This window comes from Citrobacter sp. wls826, from assembly GCF_005281245.1.
Taxonomy (GTDB): Bacteria; Pseudomonadota; Gammaproteobacteria; order Enterobacterales; family Enterobacteriaceae; genus Citrobacter; species Citrobacter braakii.
Map to the genome: position 1 here is coordinate 70,649 of NZ_SZWS01000063.1, position 13,455 is coordinate 84,103.

13 protein-coding genes are annotated in these 13,455 nt (G+C 51.8%); 10 read left to right on the plus strand and 3 right to left on the minus strand.

Annotated elements, in window-relative coordinates; all coding sequences use genetic code 11:
• On the minus strand, positions 1–201 hold a 201-nt coding region (locus FDW87_RS23105), incomplete at its 3' end, for a response regulator (RefSeq protein WP_252363261.1).
• 153 nt (positions 202–354) lie between these two features.
• Between FDW87_RS23105 and FDW87_RS19430 the strand changes: the two genes are divergently transcribed.
• Genes FDW87_RS19430 through FDW87_RS19440 form a run of 3 tightly spaced genes read left to right on the plus strand, consistent with a single transcriptional unit; the run spans position 355 to position 3,306 of the window.
• Positions 355–1,332 carry a tripartite tricarboxylate transporter substrate binding protein gene (locus tag FDW87_RS19430; protein ID WP_080859118.1) on the plus strand — a complete coding sequence of 326 codons (978 nt, stop codon included), beginning with the start codon at positions 355–357 and terminating at the stop codon, positions 1,330–1,332.
• Positions 1,333–1,346: 14 nt separating this feature from the next.
• Positions 1,347–1,781: a tripartite tricarboxylate transporter TctB family protein gene (locus tag FDW87_RS19435; protein ID WP_016154128.1), complete on the plus strand. Its 435-nt coding sequence runs from the start codon at positions 1,347–1,349 to the stop codon at positions 1,779–1,781.
• A gap of 10 nt (positions 1,782–1,791) precedes the next feature.
• Positions 1,792–3,306, plus strand: a complete 1,515-nt coding sequence (locus FDW87_RS19440) for a tripartite tricarboxylate transporter permease (RefSeq protein WP_016154129.1) — start codon at positions 1,792–1,794, stop codon at positions 3,304–3,306.
• Positions 3,307–3,349: 43 nt separating this feature from the next.
• On the opposite strand, the gene FDW87_RS19445 is transcribed toward FDW87_RS19440, so the two are convergent.
• The gene (locus FDW87_RS19445) at positions 3,350–4,240 is read right to left on the minus strand and encodes a LysR family transcriptional regulator (RefSeq protein ID WP_016157283.1); all 891 of its coding nucleotides are present in this window, start codon (positions 4,238–4,240) and stop codon (positions 3,350–3,352) included.
• 98 nt (positions 4,241–4,338) lie between these two features.
• Here FDW87_RS19445 and FDW87_RS19450 point away from each other — a divergent pair, with 98 nt between their 5' ends.
• Positions 4,339–4,941, plus strand: coding sequence for a short chain dehydrogenase (locus FDW87_RS19450; RefSeq protein ID WP_016157284.1), 603 nt, complete (start codon positions 4,339–4,341; stop codon positions 4,939–4,941).
• A gap of 51 nt (positions 4,942–4,992) precedes the next feature.
• Here FDW87_RS19450 and FDW87_RS19455 read toward each other — a convergent pair whose 3' ends face one another.
• Positions 4,993–7,167, minus strand: coding sequence for an extracellular solute-binding protein (locus FDW87_RS19455; RefSeq protein ID WP_016157285.1), 2,175 nt, complete (start codon positions 7,165–7,167; stop codon positions 4,993–4,995).
• Between the two features lie 336 nt (positions 7,168–7,503).
• Here FDW87_RS19455 and FDW87_RS19460 point away from each other — a divergent pair, with 336 nt between their 5' ends.
• The 6 genes from FDW87_RS19460 to FDW87_RS23110 form a co-directional block, all read left to right on the plus strand.
• The gene (locus FDW87_RS19460; protein ID WP_016157286.1) at positions 7,504–8,328 is read left to right on the plus strand and encodes an MBL fold metallo-hydrolase; all 825 of its coding nucleotides are present in this window, start codon (positions 7,504–7,506) and stop codon (positions 8,326–8,328) included.
• Positions 8,329–8,339: 11 nt separating this feature from the next.
• Positions 8,340–9,575, plus strand: a complete 1,236-nt coding sequence (locus tag FDW87_RS19465) for an MFS transporter (RefSeq protein WP_016157287.1) — start codon at positions 8,340–8,342, stop codon at positions 9,573–9,575.
• A 31-nt stretch (positions 9,576–9,606) separates the two neighbouring features.
• Entirely contained in the window at positions 9,607–10,320 is a 714-nt protein-coding gene (locus FDW87_RS19470; protein ID WP_016157288.1) for an MgtC/SapB family protein, read from the plus strand.
• 240 nt (positions 10,321–10,560) lie between these two features.
• Positions 10,561–11,538, plus strand: coding sequence for a glutarate dioxygenase GlaH (gene glaH, locus FDW87_RS19475; protein WP_016154132.1), 978 nt, complete (start codon positions 10,561–10,563; stop codon positions 11,536–11,538).
• Between the two features lie 19 nt (positions 11,539–11,557).
• Complete coding sequence (gene lhgO, locus FDW87_RS19480; protein WP_016157289.1) at positions 11,558–12,826, plus strand: L-2-hydroxyglutarate oxidase; 1,269 nt, start codon at positions 11,558–11,560, stop codon at positions 12,824–12,826.
• 23 nt (positions 12,827–12,849) lie between these two features.
• On the plus strand, positions 12,850–13,455 hold a 606-nt coding region (locus FDW87_RS23110), incomplete at its 3' end, for an aldehyde dehydrogenase family protein (RefSeq protein ID WP_252363262.1).

A 13,455-nucleotide genomic window follows, 5' to 3' on the forward strand; every position in this document is an offset into this window, starting at 1 on the left:
GCGCAGGCGCTGAACGACGTCAAGACCATCCAGTCCCGGCATATTGATGTCCAGCACCGCCAGCGCGTACGTTTCGCTCTGTAAAAGATGGTCGGCCGCCAGCCCATCAAAAACGCAGTCGACGGCAAAACCGTTTTGCACCAGCGCTTTCTCCAGCCAGTGAGCTAACTCACGGTTATCTTCCGCTAATAAGAGACGCATATCACATCCTGTAAAGTTTCTGCCGCATTGAAAGGGAATTGAAAGGTTAATGTTTTAACAATCATGCAACCGAACTGCTACACATCGGCTCACATAATCACAAAAATCTTCTTCCGTACCCGAAAATCCGGTTTTCCGGCGTGAGGATAAACAATGAAAAAACAGTTACTTCGTACCCTTACTGCAAGCATTTTACTGATGAGTACCTCTGTTCTGGCGGAACAAGCGCCATCGCGCACAGAATGTATCGCCCCTGCTAAACCTGGCGGTGGTTTCGATCTCACCTGTAAGTTGATTCAAGTGAGCATGATGGAAACCGGCGCTATCGAAAAACCGATGCGCGTTACCTACATGCCCGGTGGCGTTGGCGCCGTGGCCTATAACGCGATCGTCGCGCAACGTCCAGCGGAAGCGGGTACCGTAGTGGCATTCTCCGGCGGCTCGCTGCTGAACCTGTCACAAGGGAAGTTTGGTCGCTACGGCGTTGATGATGTCCGCTGGCTGGCAAGTGTCGGCACTGACTACGGCATGATTGCCGTACGCCAGGACTCACCATGGAAAACGCTGAAAGATCTGCTGACGGCAATGGAGAAAGATCCTAACAGCGTGGTCATTGGCGCAGGCGCCTCTATCGGTAGTCAGGACTGGATGAAGTCGGCGCTGCTGGCGCAAAAAGCCAACGTCGATCCACACAAGATGCGCTATGTGGCCTTTGAGGGCGGCGGCGAACCGGTCACCGCGCTGATGGGGAATCACGTACAGGTGGTTTCCGGCGATCTCAGCGAGATGGTGCCTTATCTTAGCGGCGACAAAATCCGCGTGCTCGCCGTGTTCTCTGATGAACGTCTGCCAGGCCAGTTAGCTAACGTGCCAACCGCCAAAGAGCAGGGTTATGACCTCGTGTGGCCCATCATTCGTGGCTTCTACGTTGGACCAAAAGTCAGCGACGCCGAGTATCAGTGGTGGGTTGATGCCTTTAACAAACTCCAGCAGACCGATGAGTTTAAAAAGCAGCGCGATCTGCGCGGCCTGTTTGAATTCAACATGAGCGGTAAGCAGCTCGACGAATACGTGAAAAAGCAGGTCACGGATTACCGTGAGCAGGCGAAAGCCTTCGGTCTGGCGAAATAAGCGCAGAGGCAAAGATGATGAGCGATCGTATTTTTGCAGGTATCTGGCTGTTGCTCTGTATAGCCGGGCTGTTCGTAGCCTGGCAAATCACCAGCGAATACAGCTATGAGCCGGTTGGGCCGCGTCCCTTTCCGCTTGGCATTATCAGCCTGATGCTGGTATGCGCCGTGGCGCTGCTGTTGCGCCATCCCGACACCATCAGTTGGCCCCGCCGTCACGTGCTGCAAAAGCTGCTGACGATGGTGATTGTTCTGTTGATGTACGCCTGGGGTTTCGAATGGCTCGGTTTTCCTATCTCCACCGCCATTCTCACCGTGGTGATTGGCATGCTGTTCGGCGCAACCATTCCGGCTGCCGGGATTTCCGGCGCGGTACTCGGCATTCTGCTGTGGTATGCCTTTGACCGACTGCTTGACGTCACCTTACCACTCGGCGCCTGGCTGGGTTAACGGAGAAACGATGGATACCTGGATTTATCTTTCTCAGGGTTTCGCGGTGGCCATGACGCCGGAAAACCTGGTCATCGCCCTGATTGGCTGTTTTGTCGGTACCATTGTCGGGCTGTTGCCTGGTCTTGGACCCATTAACGGCGTGGCGATCCTCCTGCCTCTGGCCTTCGCTTTGCATCTGCCTGCAGAATCTGCGCTGATCCTGCTGGCTACGGTCTACATAGGTTGTGAATACGGCGGACGTATCTCCTCCATCTTGCTGAATGTTCCCGGCGATGCGGCGGCGATTATGACCGCGCTGGATGGCTACCCGATGGCGCAGCAAGGCCGTGGTGGCGTTGCGCTCTCTATCTCGGCGGTCAGCTCTTTCATTGGTTCGCTTATCGCTATCGGCGGCATCATTCTGTTTGCCCCGGCGTTAGCCCAATGGTCACTGGCCTTCGGTCCGGCGGAATACTTTGCCTTAATGGTTTTCGCCATTGCCTGCCTCGGCAGCATGATGGCGCAAAACCCGCTGAAATCATTTCTGGCAGCGCTTATCGGTCTCGGCCTTGCGACCGTCGGCGTAGACGCCAATACCGGGGTTTATCGCTTTACCTTTGACAGCGTTCATCTCTCCGACGGTGTGCAGTTTATCGTGGTAGTGATTGGGCTGTTCTCAGTCTCTGAAATACTGTTAATGCTGGAACATACCAGCAGTGGCCAGACGCTGGTGCGTAAAACGGGCCGCATGTTATTTAACGCCAAAGAAGGTGCGCAGTGCGTTGGCGCAACCCTGCGTTCATCGGTGATTGGCTTTTTCGTCGGCGTCCTGCCTGGCGCGGGCGCAACCATTGCCAGCGCTATCACCTATATGACCGAGAAAAAGCTCAGCGGCAATAGCGACAGCTTCGGCAAAGGGGATATACGCGGCGTGGCGGCCCCCGAAGCCGCCAACAACGCCTCGGCCTGTGGCTCCTTTATCCCGATGCTGACGCTCGGCGTACCGGGTTCCGGCACCACGGCGGTGATGATGGGCGCGCTGACGCTGTACAATATCACACCGGGTCCGGCCATGTTCACCGAACAGCCGGACATCGTCTGGGGGCTGATTGCGGCGCTGCTGATTGCTAACGTGATGCTGCTGGTGATGAACATCCCGTTGATCGGCCTGTTTACCCGTATGCTGACCATCCCCTTGTGGTTTTTGGTACCGGCTATCGCGGCAGTCTCCGCGGTGGGCGTGTATGCCGTCCACAGCACCACTTTCGATCTGGTGCTGATGGTTGCCCTCGGCGTGCTGGGCTACATATTGCGCAAAATGCACTTCCCGATGTCGCCGTTGATTTTAGGCTTCGTTCTCGGGGAAATGCTGGAGCAGAACCTGCGTCGGGCGCTGTCTATCAGTAACGGTAATATGGATATTCTGTGGGCCAGCGGCGTGGCGAAAGTGCTGCTGGTGATGGCGGTACTGGTTATCGTTGTCCCGCCGGTGCTACGCCTGATTCGTAAACGTAATAGCAAACCGCAGGTGGATATCAGCTAATAATATGCCGGGTAGCGGCGCTGACGCGCCTTATCCGGCATTTTCATCTTAATTCCTGAACGGCACTGAGTACGTGCTCAACAAACCGCGTCAGCTTGGGCAGCGGACGCAAATCTTGTCGCCACAGTAGATGAATCGGCCGCGGCTGCGGCGTAAACTTTTCCAGTATCCGAATCAGTTTCCCGGTAGCCAGCTCTTGCGCCAGCAGCACCTCCGGTTGCAATAACAGTCCGGCCCCCGCTACCGCCGCCATACGCAGGCCATGACCATCGTTACAGCGCAGGATCGCATCGCGCTTCCATCTGACTTCGCCCGTCACGCCAGGCAGTATCCATTCGTTGCGAGCCGTCCACACGGTATGGGACAGGCACAGATGATCCACCAGATCCGCAGGCGTAAGGGGCGTGCCATGACGGGCAAGATAATCCTTTGATGCACAGATCGCCATACGGTAAGGGCACAGGTATTTCGCCACCACATCAGTCTGATGGATATCGCCAATACGGATCGCCAGGTCGACGCCTTCATTCACCAGATCAACCATCCGGTTGGTCAGATCCAGCTCAATGCGCACCTCTGGCCAGGCCTGTAAAAACGCAGCGGCCAGCGGCGAGATAACGCAAGCGCCAAAAGAAGTAGGCGCGCTAATGCGCAGCGTCCCCGCAGGGGCCAGCCGCAGACGCTCTACCGAACGCTCGGCTATCGACACCTGCTCCAGCACGCGGCGGGCTTCTTCAAAATAGACACGCCCGGCATCGGTCAGGCTCTGGCGGCGAGTATTGCGCTCCAGCAGACGCGTGCCGAGCTGTGCTTCCAGTTGGGTGATATATTTTCCCACCATCACCGCAGACATCTCGAGTCTTGTTGCCGCGGAGGTAAAGCTTCCGCTCTCCACCACGGCGATAAACGTTTCCATGCCGCGCAGCTTATCCATATTACAAACTCCTGGTTAGTAATCATCTAACTTATAGCCAGTTTATCCGATTTCATTTTCATTAAAGAATAGTGGCTCACACTATTCTGGAGGTGGTTATGAAAATCGTCATTATTGGTGCCAGCGGTACAGTGGGGCGCGCAGTCACAGAAACGTTAAGCCGTAAACATGAGGTGATCCGCGTAGGTCGCACGCGGGGAGATTACCAGGTCGATATCACCTCGCAGGAGAGTGTCGGGGCATTGTTTGAAAAAGTCGGTCGGGTAGATGCGATCGTTTCCGCCACCGGCAACCTGTTCTTTGGCCCGCTGTCGACAATGACCGACGAGGACTTTAATCAGGGATTACAGGATAAGCTGTTAGGCCAGATACGTCTGGCATTAACCGGGCAACATTTCCTCAATGATGGCGGCTCGATTACGCTGATTAGCGGCATTATCGCCCATGAACCCATCGCACAAGGGGCGAATGCGGCAACGATCAATGCCGGGCTGGAAGGATTTGTGCGCGCTGCTGCCTGTGAGCTAGGTCGTGGCCAGCGCATTAACCTGATAAGCCCAACCGTACTCAGTGAATCCGCCGAAGCATACGATGGTTTCTTCCCAGGCTTTGAAAGCGTCCCCGCCGCTACCGTTGCCAATGCCTATCGCCGCAGCGTGGAAGGCATCCAAACCGGGCGCATTTATAAAGTCGGTTACTGATCAAAGCATTACCTCGCCTCTTACGTCATCAGTAAGAGGCGCTGCCTATTTTCAGGCACCCGTTTCGTTTCTTATTCGCGCATTGATATATTCCACGGCCTGGATGACATCCATAATGCCGTTAATCGCATTCGTCACACCTTGCCCGATAATAATCTCTGCCTGGCGCAGGTTGAAAGGTTCACCTTTACTTCCCTCAGACTCCCTTATTCCCGTCATACCTTTTTCATTCAATAAATTAAACCACGGGTAGAGATTGAGAACGTTTTGGTCGTGACATATTCCAGACCAGGCGCTATTCCCTCCCAGCAGAACCAGATGCCGGGCAATTTCATCGGAATAGAGCCAATGAAAGAACTGCTCAACCTGTTTTTTCTTTTTACTGTAGCGGGACATTCCGATGGAGCCGCCACCCAATTGTGGTAGTTGCCCCGGAACGGGCGCATAGCCAATTGTGGGAGCTATGGCGGTGTGCGCCACATCGTTAAACAAATTGAGATACATGATCAGCATGGCAAGATTTCCACGCTCAAACTGTTTTACCGCGTCACTCCACCACTCTCCGGGCAGGTTCACGGCGATAGAAAGTTGTTGTAGATATTGTTCGAGTGCAGCAGTGGCAAGTGAAGGCTCGAGTTGTACCGGCTCGCCTTCACGCACCAAACGCCCACCGAGCGCGTAGTAACGCAGCAGATACTCAGTAGCGATAAGCCCTGAGCTTCCTAGCGTCACCGCCGTTCCCATCGGGCGCTGTTTATTTTCTGGCTGATGTAATTGACTAAAGAAAGCCGCTATCTCATCAAATTGCGCAAAGCTCTCTGGAAGCGTTAACTCTTTTCCCGTTGCTTCATAAAACATCCGTTTAATCGTCGCATCTTCAAACAGATCTCGTCGATAAAACAGAAGCTGCATACTGGCATCAAAAGGTATTGCCCATGCCGTCCCATTTACTATGCTGAAGTGCTGTTGAATTTGCTCAGAGAAGTGTTCCAGCAGTAACGGAAGCTCAGAAGAGACGGACTCCAGCGGTAATAGTGCTTTCTCTGCAAACCAGGGAAAACACGCCATATCGATTCGCAGTAAATCGTAATAAGGATGTAGATGAAGATGGGAGAGAATTTCAAAAACTTCATCATAGGGATAAACCGCAAGATTTACCTTAATACCGGTCTGGCGATAAAAGTGGGGTAATAGTTTCTTCAACGCATCAGTCGAAGGACTCGGTAAAATTAACATATTCAGCGTCGCCTCTTTCTCAGGCGGCGGCACGTACTGACCATTCCAGGAAAAACCGCAATTCGTCAGAATACGATGCTTTTCTTTACTTTTGGGCTGGCGAATACTGGAGGCAATAGTCGTCCCCAAACGACCATAATCCATCTGGTAGCTTGTGATCCCGTCGAAAGATGCAGGAAGATTATCACTCAGTTGCAATATCGGCGGGCAGGACTGGGAGCTACCAAACCAGGCTGCTTGCGTTAGTGCTCGCGTTCTCTCAGAGTCCTGGACAATAAACAGATCGGGAATTGCCCCACGAAAAAAGTCAAAAGCGACGGTGTTAGCTTCACTGGCATGTGCAGGTAAAATCGTCAGCTTTGTAAGCGGACTTAATTCCCGGCAGGTTTCCTGTATCGCTTGAGTGAAGCGCGCGCTGTGGGAAAATTCCAGACGTTCACAGAAAACGCCAATATGGCCCGGCTGCTGTGCCAGCGCCCTTCTCGCTATTTCTTCGCCTGCAGTCACATAATCAAGGCTAAAATAACAAACTGCGCCGACAGGCTGGCGATAGGCAAACAGAACATTCTCCGGAGAGAGTCTGAGCAAGTCGTAATAGGGCTGACTGTCATTCAGGCAACTGACTGAGACAATGGCCTGGTAAGACTTTGCCGCCAGCGTTTGCAGGATCTCCAGCTCAAGATTGGGCAGATCATTGGTCAGGTAAAGGTCAATCGGTTCGCTTAATGAAGGCTGCCAGACCTGATGCAATCCCCGATAGAGTTGAAAATACTGCTCGGCATTGATGTCGGGCAGAATCAATGCCACTCCCTGACTTTTGCTGGCTCTCAACGATTGCGCCTGCGCATTCAACTGATAGCCAACTTCTCGGGCTGCACGTTGAACCGCTTCAATTTTCTCGACGCTTACATTCCCTCTGCCATTGAGCACATTCGAAACAGTCCCATGCGACACACCGGCAATTCTTGCTATGTCTTTGATAGTTGGCATTTTTACATCCTTCCCCTGATGCTTTGATGCTAGCACGGCACTCATCAGGAAACTATCTTCAGCACAATAATTTGAACGTTACAAAACAAAAATGTGCATTTTATAAGCATATCAAAATAAAAGCCTGACGCTATCCATAGACAAAACTCATGACCTTAAATTCTTAACACAATGAAATACATATATAAATTTTATAATATTTGAAGAGGATCACTTCTAAAGCAAAAGATCATTGTTCATATAAAACGCTGGAATCATAATTGACACGTTCCAATTACGTTTCATTACATTAACGCTTAAAAAAACAACAATCACATTTGTCATTAAGAGGGAAACATGAAGATTCATTTTCTGGGAACCGCTGCATCTGAAGGGATCCCCAATCCTTTTTGCCGTTGTGAGCACTGCCAGCAAGCCCGCATTCGTAAAGGCAAAGACTTACGCACACACTCTTCAGCCATTATCGACGATGAACTGCTCATTGACGTCGCGCCTGAATTCAGCCAGCAACTGCTGCGAGATGGCCTGGATGCAACAGAGATCAGATCGCTATTGTTCACACATACTCACCCCGATCATTTCAACGTCGGCGATCTTTTTAGCCGGATGGAAGGGTACGGATTTGAGATTACTCATCCGTTGCACATTTTTGGTAATGACCGTGCAATTAACGGTGCCGCCCAAGTGTTACCGGGCTACAGCGCTGAAAGATTTGCTTTTCATTGTCTGGTTCCCTTCGTGACCGTTGAAACTCGCGGATACCGCATCACTCCACTACTGGCTAACCATGCCAAGTGGGAGCTTTGTTATACCTGGTTTATCGAAAAGGAAGGTCAGTCCATTTTCTACGGACATGATTCAGGCTGGTTTCCTGAGCTCACATGGCAGTGGTTGAAAGGGAAAAAAATCGATCTGGCTGTCCTGGAATGCACCTACGGTTTTAATGGTGATAATCGTACTAATAACCACATGAGTCTGGAAACAGTCTTCGCCGCCAGAGACAGGCTTGCGGAACTGGGTTGCCTTGAGAAAAATAGCCAACTTATCGTCTCGCATATTTCACACAGCGGAGGTCTGCTGCACGACGATCTCATTGCGGCATGCGACAAAGAAAACATTCTTGTCGCCTGGGACGGGCTTAACCTGAGCATCAATCAATAAGGATATGCAATATGGACCTTAATAAAACACCACGCCTGTTGATTATGATGTTCATACAATATTTCATGCAGGGTGCCTGGAATATGACCATGGGGCTGGTATTGAGCACCTATGGTATGGCAACAATTATTGGCTCATCCTATGCCTTGCTTGGCCTGGCGACTATTCTTTCCCCGCTATTTATTGGCATGGTCGCCGACCGCTTCTTTTCGTCACAAAAAGTCATGGCGATCCTGCATTTAATTAATGCTGGTGTACTGTTGTTTGTTCCACAATTTATTGAGGCACACAACACAGGTATGACGTTGACCATGATTTTCCTGGTTGGTCTGCTGTTTTATCCTACAACTGCGCTGGCTAACAGTATCAGTTTCAGCCACATTAACGGGGTAAAATACTTCCCATTTATTCGTGTATTCGGCACATTTGGCTTTATGGTCATCGGCTTTATCATTGGTGAAATGGGTTATTCTGGAAATACCATCACCTGGTATATTGCGTCGGCCTCAGGTGTCGTTCTCGGCCTGTACTGTTTTACGTTGCCAAACACCCCACCGAAAGCAAAAGGAAGCGTGTTTACGCTTCGCGATCTGTTATGTCTGGACGCTCTGGCGCTCTTCAAAGACCGTAGTTTCTCAGTTTTGATGCTCAGTATTTTTGTCCTGATGATCCCCAAAACGGCTTATTCCGCCTATATCCCGGTCTTTTTAAAAGCGCTTGGATTCGATAACGCCGCTTCAATGATGCAGGTTGGCATCGCCTGTGAAGTCATTTTCATGTTCCTGCTGTCATTCTTCTTACTGAAAGCTGGCTTCAAAATAACTCTAATGTTAGGCGCCGTTTGCTGGATTATCCGCACACTATTATTTGCTAATGCTTCGCTGGATGCCAACATGATGTTTGTGCTGATCGGCCTGATGTTACAAGGATTCTGCTGGGACTTTTTCTTTACCGTGGGCGACATTTATGTTGACCGTAAAGCCGCGCCAGAGATCAAAGCACAAGCCCAAAGCTTGCGATTTATCGTCTCCAACGGCGTTGGTCTGCTATTTGCTTCTACCGTATGCGGGCAAATCTTTAATAACACCGTGACGGAACAAGGTCCAGAGTCGTTACCACAATGGGAAACATTCTGGCTAGTTTCAGCAGGCGTTGCCGCAGTGGTCAGCGTATTCTTCCTGATTTTCTTCCGGGACGATATTTCCAAACGCAAAACGGACCTCACATTGAAAAAAGCAAACTCCTGATCGTTAAAGACTCTCTCATTAAGGTAATTGCATGAATAATCTGGCCGCCATCATCAATGAGCAAGGATTGTTGCCTTTAACTACGATCATCAAAATCAGCATTGCATTTATTCTGGGTGGCATTATTGGCCTGGAAAGGGAATCGAAAGGGAAACCGGTCGGCTTCAAAACCTGCGTTATTTTATCCGTAGCCAGCTGCGTGTTAACTGTCGTATCAATACAATCTGCTGAATACTATGCTGAAATTTCGATGAATATCCGTAGCGATCCTATGCGCCTGGCGGCCCAGATTATCAGCGGCGTTGGTTTTCTCGGTGCGGGAGTCATTCTGCACCGACATGACGATGCTATCTCTGGTCTTACTACTGCAGCAATTGTCTGGGCATCTGCAGGGGTGGGAATCACCTGTGGAGCCGGTTTTTATTTTCATGCTTTTTTTGCCACGGCTTTATTTTTACTCGCCATCAAACTAAGCCCATTCATTATTTTCTTACAGACCAGAAACCAGTTTCCCGGAAAAGTAAAAGTGCGGGTTATTCTTGATCAACGCGACGCTCTCGAAAATCTGATAACCCGCATTCATCAACAGAAAAACATTATTGAAAACATCACGATCAGGGATATCAAGAAGGGCAAAATTGAGGTTAATCTCAAAATCGTAATACGTAAAAAGATGACCTTGCCCGACTTATACCACGATCTGACTCATGTTGAACACGTCTGCGCCATCGCACTTGAACATTAATACACCTTATATTCTTCTTTAAAATCAGGGGGGTTCGCCCCTGAAATAGCCACTCAGTATCCATCCAGCCTCTAAATACTTACTTTTTATAATGTTAAATAATTGTTGTTTTTGATCACAAATAATAAACAAACAAGCCAATTCTGTGCGCGTTTTTCAAAAATGTAGATATTTTTAATTTATGGCTACGAAACGAGCTGCGCCATATCTCCCTGACAATCTACTGAGAGGAACGATTTGATGAACGCACTGACTGCCGTAAAACCGAACGCTGATGATCCAGCCCAGCACTACAGCGGTTTCACGTTGAAACCATCAGCCCAGTCCCCACGCCTGCTGGAGCTGACTTTTTCCGCTGAAACCACTGAGCAATTTCTGAAAGCCGTAGCGCAGTGGCCGGTGCAGGCACTGGAATACAAATCCTTCCTGCGCTTCAAAGTGGGCAAGATCCTCGACGACCTGTGCGGCAATCAGTTGCAGCCTTTGCTGCTGAAAACGTTGCTCGATCGTGCCGAAGGCGCACTGCTGATCAACGCCGTTGGCGTGGATGATGTGGCACAGGCTGAAGAGATGGTCAAGCTGGCGACGGCGGTAGCGCATCTTATCGGGCGCTCCAATTTTGATGCGATGAGCGGTCAATACTATGCCCGTTTTGTGGTGAAAAACGTTGATAACTCAGACAGCTATCTGCGCCAGCCGCACCGTGTAATGGAACTGCATAACGACGGAACCTACCTCGAAGAAATCACCGACTATGTGCTGATGATGAAGATTGACGAGCAGAACATGACCGGCGGTAACTCGCTGCTGCTGCACCTCGACGACTGGGAACATCTGGATCAGTACTTTACCCACCCGCTGGCGCGTCGCGCCATGCGCTTTGCCGCACCGCCAAGCAAAAACGTCAGCCAGGAAGTGTTCCATCCGGTGTTTGACGTTGACCAGCAGGGCCGCCCGGTGATGCGCTACATCGACCAGTTCGTCCAGCCAAAAGATTATGAAGAAGGCGTCTGGCTGAGCGATTTGTCCGATGCGTTGGAAACCAGCAAGGCCATTATTTCCGTTCCGGTTTCAGTCGGTAAATTCCTGCTAATCAACAACCTGTTCTGGTTGCACGGTCGCGATCGCTTCACCTCGCATCCTGACCTGCGCCGCGAACTGATGCGCCAGCGTGGTTATTTCGCTTACGCGACAAACCACTACCAGACCCATCAGTAAGCGCGAAGGAATAAAGCGGATGTATGATTTTGTGATTATTGGCGGCGGCATTATCGGCATGTCGACCGCCATGCAGCTGATTGATGTCTATCCGGACGCCAGAATCGCGCTGCTGGAAAAAGAGTCCGGCCCGGCCTGTCATCAGACGGGCCACAACAGCGGCGTAATTCATGCCGGGGTCTATTACACCCCCGGCAGCCTGAAGGCGCAGTTTTGCCTGGCCGGAAATCGCGCCACAAAAGCCTTTTGCGACCAAAACGGCATCCGCTACGACGTCTGCGGAAAAATGCTGGTTGCCACCTCCGAACTGGAAATGGAGCGCATGCGCGCGCTGTGGGATCGCACCGCCGCTAACGGCCTTGAGCGCGAATGGCTGAATGCGCAGGAGCTTCGCGAGCGTGAACCCAACATCACCGGGCTGGGCGGTATTTTTGTTCCGTCGAGCGGGATCGTCAGCTACCGCGAAGTGACCGCCGCGATGGCGAAGATATTTCAGGCCAAAGGCGGTGAGATTATCTACAACGCTGAGGTCAGCGCGCTAAAAGAGCACGCTGCGGGCGTTGTCGTACATACCCGTCAGGGTCAGGAATTTGAGGGAGCGACGCTGATTAGCTGCTCTGGCCTGATGGCGGACCGACTAGTGAAAATGCTCGGCGTTGAACCCGGCTTTATCATCTGTCCGTTCCGTGGCGAATATTTCCGTCTGGCGTCAGAACATAACCAGATAGTCAACCATCTGATCTACCCCATCCCCGACCCGGCGATGCCGTTTCTCGGCGTTCATCTGACCCGGATGATTGACGGCAGCGTCACCGTGGGCCCCAACGCGGTACTGGCATTTAAACGTGAAGGCTACCGTAAACGCGACTTCTCGCTCAGCGATACGCTGGAGATCCTCAGCTCTTCCGGCATTCGTCGCGTGCTGCAAAACAACCTGCGCTCAGGACTTGGCGAAATGAAGAATTCGCTGTGCAAAAGCGGTTATCTGCGGCTGGTACAAAAGTACTGCCCGAGTCTGACGCTCAAAGATCTGCAGCCCTGGCCTGCAGGCGTGCGGGCACAGGCTGTATCACCGGACGGCAAACTAATCGACGATTTCCTGTTTGTCACCACGCCACGCTCAATTCACACCTGTAACGCGCCTTCTCCGGCAGCAACGTCGGCGATCCCTATCGGCGCGCATATTGTCAGCAAAGTTCATGCGCTGCTGGAGAACCAGAGTAATCCCGGACGCACGCTGCGTGCGGCACGTAGCGTGGAAACATTACACGCCGCATTCACCCGTTAAAACGATTAAGACAGGACGCAATTATGCAACTTAACGATCCAACCTTATTTCGCCAGCAGGCACTGATCGACGGCAACTGGCGTGACGCCAACAGCGGCGAGACCATCGCGGTGACCAACCCCGCCAACGGTCAGCAATTAGGTAGCGTACCGAAAATGGGGGCGGATGAAACCCGCGAAGCAATTAACGCCGCTAACCGCGCTCTGCCCGCCTGGCGTGCGCTGACCGCCAAAGAGCGGGCCAACATCCTGCGCCGCTGGTTCAACCTGATGATTGAGCATCAGGACGATCTCGCCCGTCTGATGACCCTGGAACAGGGTAAACCGCTGGCAGAAGCCAAAGGTGAAATCACCTATGCCGCTTCCTTTATTGAGTGGTTTGCCGAAGAGGGCAAACGTATCTATGGCGATACGATCCCCGGCCACCAGGCCGACAAACGCCTAATCGTCATCAAACAGCCGATCGGCGTTACCGCCGCGATTACGCCGTGGAACTTCCCCGCGGCGATGATTACCCGCAAAGCTGGTCCGGCGCTGGCGGCTGGTTGCACAATGGTGCTTAAACCGGCCAGCCAGACTCCCTACTCCGCACTGGCGCTGGCAGAGCTTGCCAATCGCGCCGGGATCCCG

Coding starts and splice junctions, on each gene's coding strand:
- FDW87_RS19430 (WP_080859118.1), top strand. CDS start 355: ATGAAAAAACAGTTACTTCGTACCCTTACTGCAAGCATTTTACTGATG.
- FDW87_RS19435 (WP_016154128.1), top strand. CDS start 1,347: ATGATGAGCGATCGTATTTTTGCAGGTATCTGGCTGTTGCTCTGTATA.
- FDW87_RS19440 (WP_016154129.1), top strand. CDS start 1,792: ATGGATACCTGGATTTATCTTTCTCAGGGTTTCGCGGTGGCCATGACG.
- FDW87_RS19445 (WP_016157283.1), bottom strand. CDS start 4,240: ATGGATAAGCTGCGCGGCATGGAAACGTTTATCGCCGTGGTGGAGAGC.
- FDW87_RS19450 (WP_016157284.1), top strand. CDS start 4,339: ATGAAAATCGTCATTATTGGTGCCAGCGGTACAGTGGGGCGCGCAGTC.
- FDW87_RS19455 (WP_016157285.1), bottom strand. CDS start 7,167: ATGCCAACTATCAAAGACATAGCAAGAATTGCCGGTGTGTCGCATGGG.
- FDW87_RS19460 (WP_016157286.1), top strand. CDS start 7,504: ATGAAGATTCATTTTCTGGGAACCGCTGCATCTGAAGGGATCCCCAAT.
- FDW87_RS19465 (WP_016157287.1), top strand. CDS start 8,340: ATGGACCTTAATAAAACACCACGCCTGTTGATTATGATGTTCATACAA.
- FDW87_RS19470 (WP_016157288.1), top strand. CDS start 9,607: ATGAATAATCTGGCCGCCATCATCAATGAGCAAGGATTGTTGCCTTTA.
- glaH (WP_016154132.1), top strand. CDS start 10,561: ATGAACGCACTGACTGCCGTAAAACCGAACGCTGATGATCCAGCCCAG.
- lhgO (WP_016157289.1), top strand. CDS start 11,558: ATGTATGATTTTGTGATTATTGGCGGCGGCATTATCGGCATGTCGACC.